The organism is Muriicola jejuensis, assembly GCF_010671595.1.
Taxonomy (GTDB): Bacteria; Bacteroidota; Bacteroidia; order Flavobacteriales; family Flavobacteriaceae; genus Muriicola; species Muriicola jejuensis.
The window spans coordinates 134,459-156,681 of sequence record NZ_JAABOP010000005.1; the positions used below are offsets into that span (position 1 = coordinate 134,459).

Annotated in this window: 15 protein-coding genes; 6 read left to right on the forward strand and 9 right to left on the reverse strand. The window is 48.1% G+C overall.

Features of this window, described 5'->3' with window-relative positions; all coding sequences use genetic code 11:
- Nucleotides 1-16: 16 nt before the first annotated feature.
- Genes GWK09_RS13810 through GWK09_RS13820 form a run of 3 tightly spaced genes read right to left on the reverse strand, consistent with a single transcriptional unit; the run spans nt 17 to nt 5,845 of the window.
- Complete coding sequence (locus tag GWK09_RS13810; protein WP_163694054.1) at nt 17-1,549, reverse strand: cellulase family glycosylhydrolase; 1,533 nt, start codon at nt 1,547-1,549, stop codon at nt 17-19.
- Nucleotides 1,533-2,759: a hypothetical protein gene (locus tag GWK09_RS13815; RefSeq protein WP_163694055.1), complete on the reverse strand. Its 1,227-nt coding sequence runs from the start codon at nt 2,757-2,759 to the stop codon at nt 1,533-1,535. Before GWK09_RS13815 ends, GWK09_RS13810 begins: the two co-directional genes overlap by 17 nt.
- Entirely contained in the window at nt 2,756-5,845 is a 3,090-nt protein-coding gene (locus GWK09_RS13820; protein ID WP_163694056.1) for a hypothetical protein, read from the reverse strand. The genes GWK09_RS13815 and GWK09_RS13820 overlap by 4 nt, the downstream gene beginning before the upstream one ends.
- Nucleotides 5,846-6,060: 215 nt before the next feature.
- On the opposite strand from GWK09_RS13820, the gene GWK09_RS13825 reads away from it, so the two are divergent.
- A complete protein-coding gene (locus tag GWK09_RS13825; protein WP_163694057.1) occupies nt 6,061-7,200 on the forward strand; it encodes a response regulator in 1,140 nt (379 codons plus the stop codon).
- Nucleotides 7,201-7,700: 500 nt separating this feature from the next.
- Here GWK09_RS13825 and GWK09_RS13830 read toward each other — a convergent pair whose 3' ends face one another.
- From GWK09_RS13830 to GWK09_RS13855, 6 genes are all read right to left on the reverse strand, one after another.
- Nucleotides 7,701-8,276 carry a hypothetical protein gene (locus GWK09_RS13830; protein ID WP_163694058.1) on the reverse strand — a complete coding sequence of 192 codons (576 nt, stop codon included), beginning with the start codon at nt 8,274-8,276 and terminating at the stop codon, nt 7,701-7,703.
- 6 nt (nt 8,277-8,282) lie between these two features.
- Nucleotides 8,283-8,591: a hypothetical protein gene (locus tag GWK09_RS13835; protein WP_163694059.1), complete on the reverse strand. Its 309-nt coding sequence runs from the start codon at nt 8,589-8,591 to the stop codon at nt 8,283-8,285.
- 50 nt (nt 8,592-8,641) lie between these two features.
- Nucleotides 8,642-9,079 carry a hypothetical protein gene (locus tag GWK09_RS13840; protein ID WP_163694060.1) on the reverse strand — a complete coding sequence of 146 codons (438 nt, stop codon included), beginning with the start codon at nt 9,077-9,079 and terminating at the stop codon, nt 8,642-8,644.
- Between the two features lie 177 nt (nt 9,080-9,256).
- Entirely contained in the window at nt 9,257-10,639 is a 1,383-nt protein-coding gene (locus tag GWK09_RS13845; RefSeq protein ID WP_163694061.1) for a caspase family protein, read from the reverse strand.
- Between the two features lie 67 nt (nt 10,640-10,706).
- A complete protein-coding gene (locus GWK09_RS13850) occupies nt 10,707-12,785 on the reverse strand; it encodes a TPR end-of-group domain-containing protein (RefSeq protein WP_163694062.1) in 2,079 nt (692 codons plus the stop codon).
- Between the two features lie 378 nt (nt 12,786-13,163).
- On the reverse strand, nt 13,164-15,233 hold the full coding sequence (locus GWK09_RS13855; RefSeq protein WP_163694063.1) for a tetratricopeptide repeat protein: 2,070 nt from the start codon (nt 15,231-15,233) through the stop codon (nt 13,164-13,166).
- A 184-nt stretch (nt 15,234-15,417) separates the two neighbouring features.
- Here GWK09_RS13855 and GWK09_RS13860 point away from each other — a divergent pair, with 184 nt between their 5' ends.
- From GWK09_RS13860 to GWK09_RS13880, 5 genes are all read left to right on the forward strand, one after another.
- The gene (locus GWK09_RS13860) at nt 15,418-16,302 is read left to right on the forward strand and encodes a dienelactone hydrolase family protein (RefSeq protein WP_163694064.1); all 885 of its coding nucleotides are present in this window, start codon (nt 15,418-15,420) and stop codon (nt 16,300-16,302) included.
- A gap of 176 nt (nt 16,303-16,478) precedes the next feature.
- Nucleotides 16,479-16,913, forward strand: a complete 435-nt coding sequence (locus GWK09_RS13865) for a putative quinol monooxygenase (RefSeq protein WP_317174539.1) — start codon at nt 16,479-16,481, stop codon at nt 16,911-16,913.
- Between the two features lie 52 nt (nt 16,914-16,965).
- Nucleotides 16,966-19,227, forward strand: a complete 2,262-nt coding sequence (locus GWK09_RS13870) for a xanthine dehydrogenase family protein molybdopterin-binding subunit (RefSeq protein WP_163694065.1) — start codon at nt 16,966-16,968, stop codon at nt 19,225-19,227.
- A gap of 57 nt (nt 19,228-19,284) precedes the next feature.
- A complete protein-coding gene (locus tag GWK09_RS13875) occupies nt 19,285-19,719 on the forward strand; it encodes a putative quinol monooxygenase (protein ID WP_239530950.1) in 435 nt (144 codons plus the stop codon).
- A gap of 53 nt (nt 19,720-19,772) precedes the next feature.
- Nucleotides 19,773-22,013, forward strand: a complete 2,241-nt coding sequence (locus GWK09_RS13880; RefSeq protein ID WP_163694066.1) for a xanthine dehydrogenase family protein molybdopterin-binding subunit — start codon at nt 19,773-19,775, stop codon at nt 22,011-22,013.
- Nucleotides 22,014-22,223 lie beyond the last annotated feature (210 nt).

Here is a 22,223-nt window from a genome sequence, read left to right on the forward strand (position 1 = left end):
CGTAATGGCGCCCATTTCATTTTTGAATGGATTGAACCATCACACCATAGGCCGTTTTCTCCCGCCCTTTGCTATCTATGATACCGTAGAAGCGCTGAGGTGCTTTCCGCCATGGGTAACGACCCACCACGCTTTTCGGGATCTCATTAAAATCATAAAGAGTCCAGGAAAGGAATGGCAATTCCTGACCCTTTAAAGCGGTAACCATTATTTGGTAATTGGCTGCCTGTGATTCTTCAGAACCTGTGAAGAAATTCCAGAAACCGCTGTAGGATGAGAACCCGAATTCGCTGATCACAACCTCTTTATTTCCTATTTTCTCCAAGAGCGCCTTATATGAAGGGACGAAGTTGTCCGGATCCCCATAGAAATGACAGGAGATATAGTCTACTTCTTCCACCAGGTTAGAAGCAGCCGCTAAAGAGGACCAGCCAATGGTTATCGGGTGATCGGGATCATATTTCTTTATTTGCCTGATCATCTCCCTGAGCCAGGCTAGGACCTCCTCCTTTCCCCTGTCATCAAAGTCGAGATCAGGCTCATTCTTGATATCCCACCCCAGTAGTGCAGGATGATCCCTTAAAGCCTTCACCAGGGTTTCGGCATGCCTGTGCGTGCGGGTCCAGTCTAACAGATCGTAATTTCCATAAAAGTCGAACAAGGTTACCAGGACCTTTAGTTGAACTCCCTCAGCATGGTCCATCAGCCTTTCCAGCCTTTGGAGCCGCTCCTCTTCTACCCTCGGGCCTCCAAATTCTTCATAGGGAACAAAGATGCGTATAGTATTCAACCCCATGGATTTGATCTTCCGGAAGTCCTCACGGATAACCTCCCCGTCAAAATCATCGCCAAAAGTATTCCACGGTGTTTTCGCAGGATAATAATTGAGGCCCTTTACCTCGTTTACCTTGAAATGGATCTGGTCATTTCCTAAAATGACTTGCTCCCTCTTGTTAAATACTTCTTCAAAATGCCTCACCCTCCAAAAGCCATCTTCAAGGAGCATCATTACCCGGAAAGAAGAGGTGAGGGCCGCGGACTGTACCCTTTTCTCCCCCTGCCAAACTTCACTATACCATGCTACATCCTCGTCTGTAAAGACGACCATTTTGCCATCCAGACTGTAAAATTCGAGGGTAGGTCGATGGGAAATGGTCGATAATCTCACCCTGGTCCCGTTGGCTTTGTTGAGTTCCAGAAGAGTAGCCAGTTTTTGCCTCAGGCTGTCTGTATAGTAATCCTCCAGGCCATAAGGGTCATTGGAGTCAAAAGCGATAGCTCGCACATACCACGAACGGAGATAGTCCTTTTCGATTTCCTGCAGGGTCTGGGGTTCCATGGGCCTACCCGGATTCTCCAAATCCATCCATTCGATGTCCGGAAGGTAATTATCCTCCGTTTCACCGGAAAGATGGAGGATGGACGCCTTGTCTGCACCGGAATTCATATAAACCCAAACCGCACCTATCCCAAAAAGGATGGCGGCGTTGATCCCAATAAAGGAAAACAACAAGAGGACCCTGTATATATTCTTATTCCAGTTCTTCATTCTTTAGTTCAAAGGGTATTTCTTTTGTTATGCCCCCGATCTCCACACTTGCCCCATACTTGCCGGAAGGCAGGCCAAGCTGCCCGAGATCAAAGCGGGCATATCCAACAGACAACTCCCCGGAAAGCTCTGCTACAGGGATGTTCTGCTCATCAGTGACTTTCAGGATCACGCGGAGCCCGTCCGGTTGAAACTGTTTGAGAAAACTCTCTACAGGTCCCACGTCCAAATGGGAAGTCGATGCGTTCCATTTCACTGAAAAGGACCTCATAACGGGGAGGAATTCTACCTGGATCTCAGGGCTCGTGGCTATACCTTCGACCAGGGCTCTCACTATCCATTGATCAGCCCTGTCCGGGTGCAACATCCTGGCCGTTGCAATGCCATGGATCGTTGTTCCCTGGGCCCTGAGGATTTTTCCCCCCGAGTTGGTGATGAGGAAGGAAACCAGGGTGCCGTCACTAACCGTATTATTATACGGGTCCTTAAGGACCGAGGTAGAGAATGTGATCACCTGGTTGCCATCGGCATAGGAGTGGTTCCTGCTGTAACTGATCTCGAAATCGACGGGGGCAGCGGGGTGAATATCGAAGGTGAGTTCTTTGGAATGACTTCCCTCTGCAATGACGGAAAGGAAACCCCGCGTAGCTCTCTCTTCCGAATAAACACGCTTCCAGGCGAAGAGGGAATTCGTGTTTAGGCCTTCGGATTCCAAAACCCCTGCAACCTGCTTGCGCAAGGTGAGAGAGGTTCCATCAGGCAAAGGATTGCCGTAAACATCCGAAGGCACCGCCACCAGTATGGTATGGTCTGTTCTTCCTGCCATAATATTTCCCGGACCCAGATAGGTCTCCACCCGGGGCTCGATCTCCGAGGGAGTGATGTGGACTACCCCGGACGCCAGGGTTGAATCCCCGTAGATCAAGGACCAGTGGCAGGGCCCTGATTTTTCCTTGAAAGAAGAAGGCAAACGGAAGATGACCTCTTCAGCATCTCTCTTTCCATCTATTACAGTCTGCCCGAGGGCATTTCTCAACAGGAGTACCGGCATGCCCCCTCCTGAGATATGGAATTCGAACGCCATTTCCCCTCCAGCTGCAGCCGTCTCGGGGATGTTTAGAGATACCAGCCTCAGGGATTGGTTTGTTTCAACAGGCCGAGAACATCCAAAGGCAAACACACACAGCAATATGAAAGTTAGTTTCCTCATGATCTCGGGTTGCCGATGAAATGATCCGTTTCAATTTTAATGTAGTCGAACTCCTTGTGGGAAACGGGTTGCAGGTAGGGTTTTCCCTTTTCCTTTCTGCCATCCGGGAACATTTTCTCAGAGATCTCACTATTGGGAAGGCCGTTGACAAAACAGTTCTTCATATCCCTACTAATGATCTCTACCACCTCTAATTCCGGAAAGGGGTGATCAAAGTATTGCAGGCGTTGTACACGTATCCCTTCTTGAACAAAGGTCTGGTCTACCCAGAGCAGTTCTTTCTTTGTGTCGTAATACGAGATCAGGATCTGGGGGATGGTGACTTCCTGTACCCCGGCGTTGAAAAGGGCCCCACGGATCGTTTCCTGGTTCAATTGGAGCTGTTGAAGGGCTACATCCTTATAGAGATCGGTGGTCGCAATATTTGCCGCACACTGGAGGTTGAATTTTACCGGCATTTCTTCTAGCTGTACCGGATCGAACTGTTCCGGATTAAAGGTTGCCGGCATGATGTCATCCTTTGTCCTCCAGGAGATCTTTTCAAAATCGATCCTGAAAGAGGTTACCTCTTTGGGCATCAGCTTGTGCTTAATGTGATATTTGGCATTGTAGGAAGAGAGGGGGATATCCATTTCATTGTAGAGTGTGGCAGAGATGGTTACATCCGCAGGAACCCGGTCAATATTCTGTATCTCCCCTACTATGGCGTATTGATCTTTGTTCCTCACCAGACGTGCAGTGAGAACCTCCAACAGGGGCTGTTCCAGCACGTCTTCGTGATAGGTTTGCTGTGTGGTCACCTTCCTTCTGCCGTGGTTGTAATAGCGGGTCACATTTGAGGTAAAGAGCTGATCGGAGGGAATATCCCTCTTTGGCGGCTCGGGGACGAGGTACCAGTTGCCCTCTTCTTTCACCACCTGCCTTCTCTCTGTTTTCTTGATGGTCTCCAAGGGGGTGATCCACACCGACCTGATCCTGGCTGTGGCTGTATTCGGGGAGGAAGAAACCAGATCAACACCTATAGAATCGAGCTTGGCGTACGAGCTGAGGATGCCATCGGTCACAGCTACTTCCAGCATGTACTGGTCCAAGGATACGCCCCTGGTCGGTGAGAGATAGGAATGTGCCCGTTCAAACTCCTTGAAATCAAGGGCGTCGTAATAGGCTTTAACCACATTCTCTGGTGACCTTTGGGCACTGTTTACCAGGTAGAGACTGTATCCACCGTAGCAAAGCAAGAGCAAGACGAGAACCGCCCATGCCGTGTTCAGTTTGATGATCGCGGGATTGAATCCTTTGAGTTCAACCCCGGATTGCAAATATGCAGGTTCTTCCTGGGGTTTGAGCTTAAGGACCCTGGCCCAGATCAAGCGTATGTTCAGCAAAAAGGCGATCAGAACGGTCAGGACGGGGATGATCCCCCACATCAGTTTGAGATAGCGGGGCACGTCATCCCTGGGGATGATCGCCGGCAAGGGAGGCACATTCAACCTTTCCCAGACCATGATCCCATTTTCGAGTTGCTGCAAACGCTGCCACCCACAGAAATAGAGGATGGGATCGTAGAATTTATCGTTAGAGAAGATGTATTTGAGATTGTATTTTTCGGGGATCGACAGGAATTGCTGTAGGGACCCTATCCCTTCTACCCCCCTGAATTTTGAATTTTCAAGGCGTTCTATGGCCTTGGTCGTAAGTTCGGGCAGTCTCCTGGCAGAGTGATAATTCCCGTCTACTGTCATGGCGGCGGTCTGGGCAGACAACCAGGCCATTTGATCCCCAAAACCAAGGGTGAGGTATCGCCAGTGATTGTGCATGTCCTGATTGAGGAAATTGACAATGGGCAACATATTGATCTTCTGAGGTTGGGAGGGCCTGAAATATCCCAAACTCATCGAGAACACGACCATAAACAAAATACCCCCACCCAGAAAGCCGCCGAGAAGGCGGTGAGATACAGAACCAAATCGACTCTGGAGCCAATCCCTGAGATCTCCTTCCACCAGACGGCACATGAACTCTCCAAAAATGGGTAGGGCCATGATGGTTGCCCAGAGCGTGAACCGGTCGAGGGTGAGAATGTTAAAGGCCGTTTCTCCCAGTAGCAGGCGGGGAAGAGGAGTGGTTCCACCCGTACCCAAAAGGGTAAGCATACTAAATGACAGGCCAAAGAAGAGATATCGTTTGCTGTAAAACCTATAGAAGATATAGGGAAGGAGGAAAAGCAAAATCCCCCAGGGTATCAAAAAGAAGACCAGACCAGAAGAGGTCACTTCCAAAAAATTATCCCTTGACCCATGTGGGATGGGTACCTGTGTTATTGGGTTCTCTTTGGAATTGATCCAATAAGGAAGTATGCAAAGGACTATAAGGGCCAGGGAACCCATGCCAAAAGTCACCATCCTCCAGAACAGCCTGCGGAATGAATTCAAAAACACCTTAAAGGTAATCTGCCGGAAATTACGTACCCTGTCCCTTGCATCATCCATTACGGCCATTCCGATAAGGGGAAAAATAAAGAAAACCATCCCGAATATGGGGGTCACATGGTGGGAGGTCACGGTTACGGCTATGAGGGAATAGGCCAATACCAGTTTGATCACTTTCCCGGTCCTCAGCCATTCGTAGATCTCGGGGAGAGTGTGCAATAAGACGGAGATCCCTATAATACTGGGGAGTTGTCCAAAGAGGTGGAGTGTTTCGATAAAGGTAGAAGAAACCACCGCCAACAAGGCGGTATACCCAGCAACCTTCCTGTTCCCGGTGAGCATAAGACCAAAACGGTATACCCCTGTAATAAACAAGACGATCGCAGCCAGAGCGATTGAATAAAGGCCGAATTTAAGCCCTCCAAGAAACGAAAAAAGCGCCATCATCTGATGCGCCAGGGGAGGATATCCCATTACAGTGAAACCCGTGTACCAGCGATAATCCCAGGGCTCCCACCATTGTGAGGCGTAGTGGTCCGCAAAAAACAGATGAATCAGCGCATCATAGGTCGACTCCAGTGTAAAGAACAAGGCCGAACCATGAAAAGCAAGCCCGAGAAAGAGGGCGAGCAACAACAATAAATTAGATCGTCTCATATCCAATTTCTGTAGGAAAATATAACAGTTTAAAGGTAGTTATATTGTGGTATTCATAGATAATCGACCACAGACAGATAGGGTCTGTTCGTCTACAGAAAACTGCCGTTCGGCTCAACGCACCAATAAAGGAGGTCTGGTCTGTCTACATTTGTTTCAGAAATCGGAATAATAGCCGGTCTCATTTAGCCCTTAGATAACAAATTACTTAACCTATGAAAATTCTTGCAATTGACGATCAACAACTTATCCTTCTGTCTATCCAAAAAAAACTCACCGAAGCAGGCTTTGACGTCTGCATCTCTGAAACGGGCGATAAAGGTATCGTCCTCTACGAACAATTCAAGCCAGACCTAGTCATAGTCGATATCAACATGCCCGGGATGAGCGGATTGGATGTCGTGAAACACATCCGTTTGAACAAAGCCAAAGAAACCCCAATTTTGATTCTGTCCGGAAATACAGATGAACAGATCATCATCGATGGATTCGACCTTGGGATCAATGACTACATGAAAAAACCTGTAAGCCTTAATGAGATGACTGCAAGGATTGACCGCATCCTGGGTATCCGCAATTTACCCGAAAGGAAAATTCCGGTCAAAACGAACCAAATGCTCCAGCAATATTGTGTGGGTATCGTGATCCCCTGCTACAACGAAGAAGAGCGTCTTTCGAGCGCTGTATTTCAGCAATTCGCCACCGAAAACCTGGGGTATCATTTGTGTTTCGTCAATGACGGGAGTACGGATAACACCCTAGAAGTCCTGAATAGACTAAAGGAAGGCAACGAGGACCGGATCAGTGTCTATAATTGTGAAAAGAACGGAGGCAAGGCCGAGGCGGTCAGACAGGGTATACAGCACCTTGCCAAAGACAAACAATTCGATTACCTCGGGTACCTCGATGCCGATCTTTCTACTGATTTCAGGGATTTTGACGGACTTGTCAGAACCCTGGAAAACTCAGAGTTCAAGATCGTCAGTGGATCGCGGATCAGCCGAATGGGTGCGAACATCACCAAAGAATCTGCCCGTAAGATCATCAGTAAAACCATTAATATGATCATTCAGACCATCCTGGGAATGCCTTTTAAGGATACTCAGTGCGGGGCCAAGATCATGACCCGGGATATAGTGGGTCCAATCTTTGAAGAAAAATTCATCACCCGATGGCTGTTCGATGTGGAGATATTTATGCGTATGAAGGGACTTTACGGAAAAGACAAGGCCAACAGCCTCATTTGTGAGCAACCTCTAAAAAGGTGGATACACGCAGACGGGTCCAAACTTTCTATGAAGGACTCTGTAAAGATCATCGGTCAGCTCGGTCAAATCGCCCTTCATTATAAGTAATCCGAAAGACTATATATGTAGACCCTGCTCCTTACAGGGGTTTATTACGTTTATCGTTACTTTGTTTCATCCCGATTAAATTAAGGTTCTATATAACCTGCTTCCCTATGGGATATTGATATTAGAACTTACGTTTGAAGTACATCCAAATACTCAAATCGTGAACACGGAACAAATCACAAGGGAGTTCTGATAATGGAGCGAACTATGAGATCTGCCAGATCTTCGACGCAGAACGTTCTCAAAAGGATTGTATCCTTAGTGTTATGACTCCTTTGGTGATGCCACTTATCTGAATTTAGGCACATCATTTTGAAAAAGGTCCGGCGTCAAGAGAATTTTAAAATGATATCATTTTGAAAAGATCATGAATCGGAATATCCTTAGCCTATGGATAACAATCCAGCCGTTTTTAGACCGTCTGTGATCATCATATAAATCCTTTCAAAAATTAAGTAAAGACTTGGAAAATTAGAATTTGACTTATGAGTTGCCAAGAACTACTTCCTGTAGGCTATTTGAGCCCATTTGGAATCCTCTGATGGTTTATCTATTAGTTTTACTATGGCACCTTTTAAGATAACCCCTTTGCGACTGGTATTCGGAAATTCATCAGGTCTTCCAATGACCCCGTTCCGGACGCTTCGGTCTGATGTGGCTACGTAATAGACCCCTCCTAATTTGAGATCCTTAATTTCTTTAAAATACTCCGTGCCATCTGAATCAATTATCTGGACATACCCTTTCTCGCTCAACAGGCGATTCACAGCTTTATCCAGTTCATCTGTGTGGCAATCGTCTCCACAAGTCTCCAAAAAATTAGAGAATGCTCTGAGCGTATTTGTTTCCTTTGCCAGGGTCCATTGATCTGCTCCTGCCTGTTCACGACATTCTCTCAAATCTTGAATGGCTTTGTCCTTTACCAGATCGAGTTCGGCTGAAGCCTCACCCAATTGAGTAGCATAATCTTTTAAGTCCTGGTTGGTTTCTTCCAGTTGAGAGGTAAGGTAAACGACATAGCCAAACATGGTAATGATGGCTAATGTTAAAACAGATACGGTTATTTTAAATTTCATAGTACGCTAATTTACATTGATTGGTTGACTTTTAGATCGGATCAAAACCACAATTAAAAGGGCCAGGAGGGCAAAAAATCCACCTGCAGCAATACTGGCTATGTAGTTTTTTGGATCAAATACCAGAAAGAGAACGGATGATATTGCGAACAAACCCATAAGCAAGACAAAGAACTTTATAACAAATTCTATATCCTTTTTGTTGGCCTCCAACCCGTATACGTTTATCGTTTTGGTATCACCCAGGTTAATATTTCCACCTGCATTAAATTCTGAATCTCTTGCGGTATTCTTTGCTTTTTTTGAAGTCCCCATAGTGTAACGTTTAAAAAAATAAGTATTCTTCCTTCAACAGGGTAAAAAATCTATCCATCTCCAAGTGTGAAATCACCGCCAGCTTCGAATTTTCCTCTTTCAATTACATTTTTCATGTCAAATTTCTGGTCGCTGACTGTTTTGTCGCCTATCTTAATATTTCCTCCTGCCTTAACGTCTACGTCTTTTAGTACATTCTTCATGGAAGGGTTGGGTTTTTGGCTTTCCCTGATCCACCGTTCCAGTTCCTTCATGAACTTTTCATTGCCCGACAGGTCCCCCATCGCCTTGACCAGTTCTTCATTTACTTCCTTTGATTCAGGGGCAGTTTCCAGTTTGTTAACCAGTTCCTTATGATCTCCTTTCTTAAACCAGCCCCTCACCCAGCGCACGGAGTCTGAGACGAAGTCATCCACGGCGGCATTCACCTCCTTGTTTTTCACAAAGGTGTTTACGACCAGGCCAATGCCGAGTGTGATCAGCTCCATTTTGAATTAAATTGATTAGTGTAGTGAGAATGACCCGTGAGGTTCCTCCTTCGTTCAGGATATAAGCCTGAAGACTTCCGGAAACAGGGGTTTTTTAAGTAGATCACGCAGTGGTTGGTTTGATTCTGATCGCTCTAATTTAAACAAATTAGCGATTAATTGGCTAAAAACTCTTCCCTATGTCAAAAGCACCTCCTCGAGAAAGAGTATATAAGGGTCTTTTTCATTCTTAGTGTCGAACAGGGTGTCGTAGATCATAACTGCCCTTTCGTAACACTGCATTTTGAACCGTATCCCTGCTTTATCGTGTACTACCTGATAGTTGCGCCTGGAAGCATCCAGGTCGCCCAGATAGATACTGGCCTCGGCCATCGTAACGAATTTAGGCACACTTTCATAGGGATAGCGGTCGGCCGCACTCATGGCGATGGCCGCGTATTCCCGCATCTCCCTTTTGCTCAGGTCGAGTTTCGCCAGCATAAAAGCGATCTTGGACGCATTGGTAAAGACCTGTTCCTCATCCTCTGTTTTCACTGCCAACTCATAGGCCCTGCGGTAGATCTCCAAGGCTTCCTCCCCCTCTTTCTGCAGGCGGTGTTTAAGATAGTGGTTGCGATATAGATCCCCCAGGACCTCCATCAGGTCAGGATCCGATTTTGTGCGCCTGTTCCGGTGCAATGCCTCAATGGCATCCTCTACCCTGCCTACGGCTTCCATGGATTTGATCAGCTTGATAAAGGTGTCCTCGTCCAGGGCTTCCACCTTGGGTTCGAATTCCGCTATGATAGCCTCATGATCTTCTGCATTCTTCGGGAAGTGGCTTAAGATAAGATTCTCAGACATCTGGGTCTTGAAATACGGGGTCTGTACTACCGGATTGCCATCCATATCCTCGCAATTGCTTGCCATTCTTGGCACCTCGTTAAAGATGTACTCCACAACGTCCATCATGCTGACCTCCGGTTCGGTAAAGGGCCTTACATGCCTTCCCGCCAGTACCTCCAGCAGGGCCTTGGTAAAAAAACTGTGATTATCGTGCCCGTAAGACTTTTCATTGTCCTGGCAGGAGGCCATGATCCAGATGCCCTGTTCGTCGTTCAGTTTCTGGGCCATCCCATAAAGGCCTTTGATCCCGCTCTGCACCATACCCTCGGCGTGGCAGCAATCCAGGAACAGCACCAACTTGTTGGAAGGCAGGGCATTGATCTTGTCCCTGAGTTCCTCGGCTGTGATCATGGTCTCCATGATGTTGTCTGCTGTCATGTCTGAAGGCTGAAGGAAGAACTTGTGTTTGTCACTGTACTTCCCGCCATGACCGGAATAATACAAAAGGATAGTGGAATCCTCATTCGTCTTTTCCCTGAGCTCATCAAAAGCCTGGAGGATGCCCTCCCGTGTAGCATCCTTCTCCGTCCTGAGGAGGACGTTCTCTTTGGGATAACCGATCAGTTTGTCATCGATCAGGCTTTCCTGCAGCATTTTGGCATCATTGACGGTATATTCGATCTGGTCTCCCCCTACCCCGATGATCAGGGCATAATTGTTCTCTGAGTTATACATAGTTGTCTGTTTCCTTTCCAAAAAGGTTTTTTTAGTTCATTTTTAAAGCTTGCGATACAGCAACAGGCTATCCCTCATGCCAAAAGGTAAGGATCTTCCGGAATTCCTGGGTTGATCTCAAAGGCTGAAAGAGATAATCATTCTGGAAGGTAGTGCTGGTAAATCGTTTACCCGCTGCCACCGCCTGTAACAGATATTCCAGAGCCTTTTTCTCTTCCCCTCCAAATGCGTAATACCGGGCGAGGCTGTAATCCACTTCGCCGAACTGGTATTTAGAGCGCATCCCACTGACCTTTAACATAACATCCCGGGCCTTCTCTTCCTCCCCGTTCTTCAGGTAGGACATAGCCAGGAAGGTCGACATGGTGATCTGATCCTCACTGTCCGGCAACAAATCCTCCAACAGGGTTTGAGACCTTGGGTACTCCTCCATGTAAAAGGCAGTTTCTGCCTGCAGTTGTCGTTCTGACTGACTCAGCTGGTCGCCTTTCAGCTCCTGAAAAGAGGATACCCGCTGAAAATACTTCCCGGCTTCGGCTTTATTACCGGTTTTGAGATACTCCAATCCGGTTTTCAGCATCATCAGCTGCCAGTAATCAACCCGACCCAATAAACGGATATGCTCCATCAAATCATTGACTGCCTCATGATCCCCTTTCAGGACATAGGCCTTCATCAGCACCTCCTTGATCCATTCCTGCCCTGCCGTTCTTGCATAGGGCTTCAGCATTTCTATGGTGCCGTCTATATTGCCCAATTCCAGGTCTGCCATTCCTTTCACGAAGTAGCGGTATTCACAGGAAATACAATTGTCCAGATCAAACACATCCTTATCAATGGCTGTATATATGGTATCCACCGCCTGGGGCAGGTTCACAAATTGCAGGGCCAGGACCATCATGCTCAGGTTCATTTCAATTTCCTTGGGGGCCATGTTGTACTCTTCTTTATAGGTCTTGTAGGCCGTCCTGTTATCGCCTTTAAAGCAGGCCTCATAATGCTGTATCATATTGAGCTGTTCTCTTTTGGTCCCGGTCTCCGCAGACAGGACCCGCAGGAGTGAGTCGGCTATGGCAAATTCGTCCCGATTATAATAATAGGCAACCCTGTCTATTTTTGGCTTGAAAAAACTGCTGTCAGCGGCGATCGCCTCGTTGATGTAAGTCAGCTGATCCGAGGATTGCAGTTGTTGGAGGGCATCACTTTCCAGCCATAACTTATAAGCTTTGAAATTGGGAGGGGTCTCTTCCAACCCCATGATAGCCTTGCCCTTGGATCCCAGGTACCCCAAAACACGTTGTTTTACCTTTTCTATACAATCGAGGGGACTCTCGGCGTCGCATTCGATCTGTTCAAAGGATACCAGCGTTTTGTTCATATTCCCATCCATGACGGAACTCTGTAACAGGAGTCGGCCGTTCTGCAGATAATACGTCCCAGTAACCACCTTTGAAGGCCTCAGGTATTCTTTCAGAACCCCGTTCTCCTCGCTGGGCACGACGGCGGCTTTCAGGACGTTCGTATAATCCTTCACGATCTGGGGGGAGATCACCTGGCCTACCTTGTTTTGTGTAATACCGTGCATGATCCAGTCTACTGCCATGTTTCCGATCACATCCAGGTTGGGGTCGGTGGTGTTGTTTTCGAAAGGCAATACCGCGATCCGGTCATTGTCAGGTTCTTCCGGAAAAGTAAAAGCGCTCATATCTTCCTGATTGATAAAATTGGCCTTTACGATCAGGGAGGCGGAGAACAGGGCGATCAGGCTGATCACAAAAAGGGCAGTGAAATACATCTTCTGAAAAGGACTGTAAAAATGGACCCCGGGCAGGTGTATCTTCCTTTTTTTAAGTCCTTTTATCTCTTCGCCGGAGGTGGCATCCTTCGAACTCACTTTGAGGCCTTCCCTCCTGCTCAACCTGGTTTCCTCAGGTTTAAGCCGGTATCTCCACAACAGGTAGATATAGAAAGGAAAACCGATTAGCAGTACCAACAGGAGGTAGGTCATGCTGATCTTGGGCAGGCCGAAAGGCTCATAAATCTCAGAAAAAACCTGGATCAGGACCCAACTGGATACCAGGTAAATGGAAAGATTTTTAAATACCTCCTTCTCATGGCATTCTTTGATAAACGCTTTAAAATTCATGTACTAAAATCTCGTGGGAATTAATATAGAGGGCTTAACGCTTTACGTTAGGAATACTGTAAATTTTTCACTAATATAGTGATAAATTAACTCTAAAAATTATAACCATGGGGACCACAAAACCTAAAGTTACTTCCAAGGAAGGACATGTACCAAAGACTAAAGCAACATCCAAGGAAGGCCATGTGCCCAAGACTAAAGTAACCTCTAAAGGAGGGCATGTGCCTAAGACTTGAAATGATTCCATTGAGGTAAATGGGCAGGATTGCTAACCTCAATCAACCATAAGAAAATTAGCCGGGTTATATTGACCCGGCATTTTTATTGGAATCTATTGCATGATTATTCCTGATCCTGAATTCGCGCCACACCGGTTTATCAGTGCCAGAATGTGAGTACATTCCGGAATCCCTCCAAATCTTTATAGGGTTGGAGCAGAACATCATCACCAAACGTCCCCGGATTATAGCGTTTCCCGGCTGCTACAGCCCTTATCAGGTGCTGGATCACAAGATCCGAATCCCCCTTAAAGGCATAATATCTGGCTTTTGCGTAGTCGATGGCCCCGTACTGGTAATCAGCCCTCAGGTCTTCAAGACCCGCGACGGTCTTTTCAGCTTCTTCCGATTTCCCGTTTCCCTGTAGTGACATGGCCCAAAAGGCCCGAAAGTCAACATTATCCGAGTCTTCCTGAGAAAGTTGCTGAAATAGTTTCCCGCCGGGCACATATTCCCCTTTATAAAAATGGGAATAGGCAAGAAGTTCTTTTTCTTCTTTTGCCAGGTCAGCGGGCTGTTTTACAATCGATTCCTGTATCTGATCCAGGTAAGCATGGGCCAGTGCCTTTTCACCTTTTAAAAGGAGTTGTTTTGCGGCCAGCAGGCATTTCTCCCGCCAGGTTTCTTCATCTCCTGTGAGTTTTACGGTATTTAGAATCCGTTCTATCTCCTCCAGGTTTCCGGTGCGTACATAAGCGTACAACAGAACATCCTTTACCCAGTAAAACTCCTTCACATTACCGTAATCTCCGAACATCTCAATAGGTTTCTCGGGTTTCCCCATGGCTATATCGGCCATTCCTTTACTAAAGAACCTGTATTCGCAGGTCTGGCAATTCAGACTGTCAATCTTGTCCATGGCTAACTGGGTATTGTATATGGAGTCCACAGCCTCCGGCCTGTTGATAAATTGAAGGGCAAGCACCATGGTACTGCTATTGTTGTTCAGGTCATCTGGCTCAATGTCGTACTCCTTTTTCTGGTAAGTAAATGCCTTTTTATTATCGCCCCTGATAATCGCATGCCATAATCTCATCAGGTTCTTTTGTCTGCTGTTTTTAAGGTCGGCATGCATGAGTTCCTGAATCAGGGAATCCGCTGTGGCGAACTTATCTATATTGTAATAGTAGGTGATCCTGTGCATTTGTGGTTCAAAATAGTTGCTGTCTATGGCGATGGCCCTGTTCATGATATCGAGGAATTCCGGGGCGGTATTGCTGAATTCATCTGCTCCCAGCATGAGCTTATAAGCCTCATAATTTGGAGGAGTCTCTTCGTAAACGGTATAATTTTCATCTTTGTCGAGCAGGGCGCTCAACAACCTTTGTTTAAGCTGCTCAATACAGGAAATCGGGCTGGCGGGATCGCAGGAAACCGGTTCGATGGTCTCCAGTGTCTCGTTCATTTCTCCGTTTTGGATGGAACATTGTATGAGGAGTTGGCCATCATTCAGGTAGTAATTACCGGCGATGACCTTTCCGGGCTTTAGGTATTTCGTCAGAATATCATTATCATTATTTGAGATCACCGAAGCCTGGGATACGGTAGTGTACTGTTCAAGTACTGCCGGTGAGATCACCTGTGCCACGCCGTTACTGGTAATACCGTGTATGATCCAGTCGACAGCCATCTTCCCTACCACATCCAGGTCCGGATCCATCGTATTATTATCAAAAGAAAGAACAGCCACCTTATCGTTCTTTTCCTCCACAGGAAAAGTAAAAGCCCGAATATCCGGTTCACTAATAAAATTGGCCTGTACGATCCAGGCAACGGAGATCCCTGAAAGCATGAGTATCGCAAAGAGAAAGCCGAAATACATTTTCTGGAACGGGCTGTAAAACCGAATGCCGGGAAGGTGTTTTTTTTGTCCGGGGTGTCCTTTTTCCTCTTCGGACGGATCATTCCTGCGATCCAACTCCATGTGATTGCTCCGTTCAGAATCCTGCTCCTCAGGTTTTAGCCTGTAACGCCATAGCAGGTAAGCGTAAAAAGGAAATCCGGCGATAAGCACCAGTAGCAGGTAGGTCAGGGAAATCTTAGGCAGGGCAAAAGGTTCCCGGATCTCAGAAAATACCTGTATAAGTACCCACCCCGTGACCACGTAGATGGAGAGGTTTTTAAAAACCTCTTTCTGATGGCACTCCCTGATGAATTCTTTAAGTTTCATTCCTTCTTTCCTTACCCGTCCTTTCTAAGATATGAATTCTCTAAAAGAAGGACATCCTATGCAGGTCACTTTATTTAAAAAAGAACGTAAGAACTGACAGGTCCGCATTTTTTTGGTATCTTTTTGAGCCTGTAAACCATTTAGCCGTTTTCCCTGCACCGTTTTCCAACAAATACTCAGCAACATGAAAAATTTAAAGAAAGAAGAGATCAAACAGGAGGTATTCGACCTGTATGACGCCTATGCCCACAACAAGCTGCAAAGGCGCGAATTTATTGAGAAGCTATCTGTCTATGCCGTAGGCGGGATCACGGTGGCTTCCCTTATGAGCTTCCTCATGCCCAATTACAAGGATACCCTTCTGGTAAAACAGGACGACCCTTCCCTCGATTCCGGTTACATCACCTACAATTCACCCAAAGGTGGGGGCGAGATCAGAGGCCTATTGTCCATGCCCAAGGGGGCTAAGGAAAAGCTTGGGGGGATCGTGGTCGTACACGAGAATCGCGGACTTAACCCCTACATTGAGGACACGGCAAGACGGGCTGCCCTGGCCGGGTTTGTTACCCTGGCCCCGGACGCCCTGTGGCCGCTTGGGGGTTATCCGGGCAATGATGACGAAGGAAGGGCCATGCAGCGGGAACGCAACCGGGATGAGATGCTGGAGGATTTTATCGCCGCCTTTGAATACCTGAAAGGACATGAGGCCTGCAATGGAAAGATAGGGGTGGTGGGCTTTTGTTTCGGGGGATGGATCTCCAATATGATGGCCGTAAAGGTACCCGATCTGGCGGCTTCCGTGCCTTTTTACGGAGGACAGCCCACAGAGGATGTGGAAAAGATCAATGCGCCCCTGATGTTGCATTTTGCGGGATTGGATGAACGCGTCAACGCCGGCTGGCCTGCCTATGAAGAAGCCTTGAAGAAATACAACAAGGAGTATGTCGCCTATATGTACCCGGATGTGAACCACGGCTTCCACAATACCAGTACGCCCAGGTATGACAAGCCTGCAGCCGAACTGGCCTGGGGCAGGACCATCGAATTTTTTAAAGAGAAGCTAGGATAAGCTCTATTAATTCAGCGACCTGTATTCACTGGGGAAATGGCCGTTGCGTTTTTCAAGGCCACCGGAAAAAGGCTCACCAGGCAACCTTTTATGTCTGACAGGGGGCCCTTACTGGGATGATGAAGTTCAACCTTTTTAAGTAAGACGATGTGAAGAGGAAAATTCTTTTCGTAACTGTGGCATTTTGTTTTGGACTGAGCGGTCACGTAATGGGCCAGGATCCGTCGCCTATGGAGGGAGTTCAACACCAACGGGAAATGATGGTGAGATTGGCTGTCATTGAGGTCCATCAGGAGTTCCTGGATGAGTATCTGGCCATTTTAAAGGAAGAAGCTGAAGCCTCTGTTCGCACAGAACCGGGTGTGCTTTGTATCTTTCATATGTATGAACGGGAAGATCCCACCCAGATCCGATTGTTGGAGATATACGCTGATAGCTCTGCCTATCAGGCACACCTTCAAAGTCCCCATTTTAAACATTATAAATCGGCTACCCTGCACATGGTTAAATCTTTACAACTGTTTGACATGGATGCCATAGATGAGAAGTCAATGCCCCTGATCTTTGCGAAAATCAAAGAAAAAAGCCTCCATCAGGTCATTCCGGAATAGGGATCCCCAGTGCTCCGGCCATGTGGCTGCCAGAAAATTTAAAAACGAAAAGATGGAAATCATTAAAACCAGTATCGGAAGAAGGGCTTTTTTAAAGAACACCAGCCTGGCCGGTGGCGGGTTGGTCCTGGGGTTTAGTTTTTTGAATTCCTGCAAGCTGGGCAGCAGTGAATACGCCGATGCCAGGGACCTTCCAGAAGAGTGGTTTGAAATGAACGGCTACCTGAAAATTGGGGATAATGGACTGGTTACCATTATGTCCCCCAATCCCGAAGGGGGACAGAACGTCAAGACGTCCATGCCCATGATCGTGGCCGATGAACTGGATGTGGACTGGAAGGATGTCATAGTGGAACAGGCACCCCTGAATACCGATGCTTTCAGCTTCCAGTTTATCGGTGGAAGTCAAGCTATTCGGCGAGGCTGGCCCGGACTCAGGCTGGCTGGGGCCTCAGCCCGACAAATGCTCAAATTGGCTGCAGCCCGCTCCTGGGAGGTCCCAGTTGATGAAATCACCACCTCGGCCGGTATGTTGTATCATGAAGCAACCGGCAACTCCGCCGGATATGGTCAATTTGCCTCGGTAGCAGGCAAACTGGAGGTTCCGGAGGAGGTCCCTCTTAAAGCGATCCGTGAATTCTCCATCATCGGCACCTCTCAAAAGAATGTGGACGGGCCCGATATCGTGACCGGCAAACCCCTCTTTGGGGTGGATTACCAGTTTGAGGGTGCCCTGATAGCCATGGTGACACATCCACCGGCATTCGGGCTTCAACTGAAATCCTATGACGATTCCGCGGTTCGCTCCATGCCCGGGATCGTGGATGTGGTGCAGATAAAAACCCTGAACACCGGCCAGACCAGAGGGTATTTCGATGCCAATGCGTTTACGGACCTGGTAGCTATCGTCGGTAAGTCAACCTGGGAGGTTATGAACGCCAAAAAACAATTAAGGGTAGAATGGGAACCCATCGCTGATTCTACCTTTACCATGGACCGGTTTGGAAGTGAAATGGAGGTGGAGGTTCCCGGTGGACTCGAAAGTACCGAAGACCACTACGCCAAAATGAATGAGATGGCAACAAGGTCGGGGACCACAGCCCGCAAGGATGGGGATCCGGATAAGGCATTTAAATCGGCCTCCAAAGTGATCGAAAGGTCGTATTCCTGCCCCTTCCTGGCCCATAATTGTATGGAACCCATGAACTTCTTTGCCCATGCGACTGATGATGGCGTTAAACTGGCAGGACCTTTACAGGCCCCCTCCCTGACGGAAGCTACGGTGGCTGCACGGCTCGGACTTCCGATCGAGAAGATCGACATAGAACTCACCCGTATGGGAGGTGGGTTTGGCAGGCGGGCCTACGGGCACTACGCTGTGGAGGCAGCCCTGATATCACAGGAAGTAAAAGCCCCTGTTAAACTGGTTTACAGCCGGGAGGACGACATGACCTTCGGGATCTACCGCCCTTCTTACCAGGCCAATTATCGTGCGGCCCTGGACGAGAATAACAACCTAATCGCTTTCCATGTTAAAGCGGGAGGTGTACCGGAAACCCCCTTGTTCGCCAACCGGTTTCCGGCAGGTGCTGTGGATCATTACCTGGCCCAGCAATGGGAGATAAAATCCAATATTACTATTGGGGCCTTCAGGGCTCCCCGTTCCAATTTTATGGCAGGGGTGGAACAGGCCTTCCTGGATGAAGTGGCTGAGGCGGCCGGAAAAGATCCTATTGAGTTCAGGCTTGAACTACTGGAAAGGGCCAAAAATAATCCTGTGGGTGAGAACAATGAATACGAACCGGATCGCCTGGCAGGTGTTCTGAAACTGGTCCGGGAGAAATCGGACTGGGGCAAGGAAACCAACGGCGTTCACCGGGGTGTATCGGCCTATTTCTGCCATAACAGCTATGCGGCCCATGTGGTGGATGTGGTCATGGAAGGGGATCAACCCCGTGTAGACAAAGTGGTCTGTGCCCTAGATTGCGGGATCGTAATCAATCCGGATGCAGCTACCAATATGGCGGAAGGAGCCATCGTGGATGCCATCGGCAATGCGATGTACGGCGAACTCACCTTTGTAAAAGGGGCCACGGAGCAGAATAATTTTGACCGGTATAAGATGATCAGGCACAGCGAAGCACCCAGGCAGATAATGGTACATTTTGTCCAGAATGAGATCGACCCCACCGGGTTGGGAGAACCTCCCTTCCCTCCTGTTTTCGGGGCCCTGGCCAATGCACTTTACAAGGCCACCGGAAAAAGGCTCACCAAGCAACCATTTATGTCTGACAGGGGACCCTTACTGGGATGATGTAGTACAACCTATTTAAATTAAGAGGATTTGAAGTGGAAAACTCTTTCTGTAATTATGGCTCTTTTTTTAGGACTGAGCGGTCACGTAATGGGCCAGGATCTGTCGCCTACGGAGGGAGTTCAACACCAACGGGAAATGATGGTGAGATTGGCTGTCATTGAGATCCATCAGGAGTTCCTGGATGAGTATCTGGCCATTTTAAAGGAAGAAGCTGAAGCCTCCGTTCGATCAGAACCGGGTGTGCTTTGTATCTTTCCCATGTATGAACGGGAAGATCCCACCCAGATCCGATTGTTGGAGATATACGCTGATAGCTCTGCCTATCAGGCACACCTTCAAAGTCCTCATTTTAAACATTATAAATCGGCTACCCTGCATATGGTGAAAACTTTACAATTGATTGACATGGAGGCTATAGATGAGAAATCAATGCCCCTGATCTTTGCGAAAATCAAAGAAAAAAGTGTCCATCAGGTCATTCCGGAATAGGGATCCACAATGCCCCGGCCATGTGACTGGTAGAAAATTTTAAAAACGAAAAGATGGAAATCACTAAAACCAGTATCGGAAGAAGGGCTTTTTTAAAGAACACCAGCCTGGCAGGTGGCGGGTTGGTCCTCGGGTTTAGTTTTTTGAATTCCTGCAAGCTGGGCAGTAGCGAATACGCCGATACCAGGGACCTGCCTGATGCATGGTTTGAGATGAACGGCTACCTGAAAATTGGGGATAATGGACTGGTTACCATTATGTCCCCCAATCCCGAAGGGGGACAGAACGTCAAGACGTCCATGCCCATGATCGTGGCCGATGAACTGGATGTGGACTGGAAGGATGTCATCGTAGAACAGGCACCCCTGAACACCGATGCATTCAGCTTCCAGTTTATCGGAGGTAGTCAGGCTATTCGGCGAGGCTGGCCCGGACTCAGGCTGGCTGGGGCCTCGGCCCGACAAATGCTCAAATTGGCTGCAGCCCAGTCCTGGGAGGTCCCGGTTGATGAAATCACCACTTCCGCCGGCATGTTGTACCATGAAGCAACAGGCAATTCTGCGGGATATGGCCAATTTGCCTCGGAAGCTGGCAAACTGGAGGTTCCGGAGGAGGTCCCTCTTAAAGCGATCCGTGAATTCTCTATCATCGGCACCTCTCAAAAGAATGTGGACGGGCCGGATATCGTCACCGGCAAACCCCTCTTTGGGGTGGATACTACAAGGGAAGGTATGCTGATCGCCATGATCGCGCATCCGCCTGCATTTGGATTGAAGATCCGGTCCATAGACGATAAAGAGGCCCGGAACATGCCGGGTATCCGGGATATTTTCATGATAAAGGTGTACCATGAAGAATACGTAAAAACCTTCTTTGATACGCGTACCTTCAATGAGGTGGCCGTGATCGTGGGGGATTCCACCTGGGAGGTCATGCAGGCCAAAAAAGCATTGAAACTCGATTGCGAACCCATTGAGAGTTCCACAGAGCCCCGGGACCGTTTCGGCAGGACCTGGGAACAGCACACCCCGGCCGGACTGGAGAATACCGAGGACCATTATGCTCGAATGGAGGAAAAAGCCATCAAGGGAGCTGAAGTAAGACGAAAGGATGGCAACCCTGAAGCAGCTTTCAAAAGGGCTGTAAAGGTCATTGAAAGAACCTACACGGCTCCGTTTTTAGCGCATAATTGTATGGAGCCTATGAATTTCTTTGCGGATGTGAGAGACGGGAAGGCAGAACTTATCGGACCCCTGCAAAAACCTGAATTTACGGAACAGACACTTTCAGCCCGTACGGGAATACCCCTGGAGAACATCGAAATAAAAATGACCCGACTCGGAGGAGGGTATGGACGCAGGTCTTATGCTCACTGGGCTGTGGAAGCTGCCCTGATCTCTCAGCGCATGGGTTCGCCCGTGAAACTGATCTATACCCGGGAGGACGACATGACAGACGGGGTCTATCGCCCTACCTATCGGGCTTCCTACCGGGCCGGACTGGATGCAGACAACAACCTCATCGCTTTTCACGTGAATGCCGGAGGGATCCCTGAAAGTCCGCTCCACGAGAACCGCTTCCCGGCAGGGGCGGTGGACAATTACCTTGCGGAAGGCTGGACGATCGACAGCAATATCACCGTAGGATCCTTCCGGGCGCCCAGTTCCAATTTTATCGCCAGTGCGGAACAGTCCTTCCTGGATGAGGTGGCTGAGGCTTCCGGCAAAGACCCCATCGATTTCAGACTTGAATTACTGGCCCGTGCGCAAAGAGATCCGGTAGGAAAAAATAACGACTACGATGCCGAGCGCTATGCAGGTGTTCTGAGACTCCTTAAAGAGAAGTCGGGTTGGGGAACACCAAAACCAGGGGTCTCCAGGGGAGTTTCTGCCTATTTTTGCCACAATTCCTATGCGGCCCAGGTGCTTGATATGGAGATGAAAGACGGCATCCCGAAGGTCACAAAAGTAACCTGTGTCCTGGATTGCGGGTTGGTGGTAAATCCAGACGGGGCCAGGAACATGGCCGAGGGCGGGATCGTCGATGGGATCGGGAATGCATTTTTTGGGGAACTCTCCTTTTCCGAGGGTGTTCCTTCGAAAAATAATTTTGACACCTACCGTATGATCCGGATGAAGGAAGCCCCTGAAGAGATAGAGGTCCACTTCGTAGAAAGCAAGATCGATCCTACCGGCCTTGGGGAACCTACCTTCCCCCCCATTTTTGCGGCAGTGGCCAATGCGCTTTACAGGGCGACGGGAAAACGATATTACCGGCAGCCTTATCTGACTTGAGCAGTTCCATCACTTCCGTGAAATGGGATGACCATAGGAAACAACCTCTGTTTATATGAAGATCTCCAATCTCTTTCAGAAATAATTATTCGAAAGGATGTTCAGGACTTTGGACGAATTAACAGTTATCTTTATATGGTTCCCGCAGGTATCGGTCTAAGCGTATTCCCTCTATTTTATACGATGGGGTGTAACTGAACGGGCTGGCCT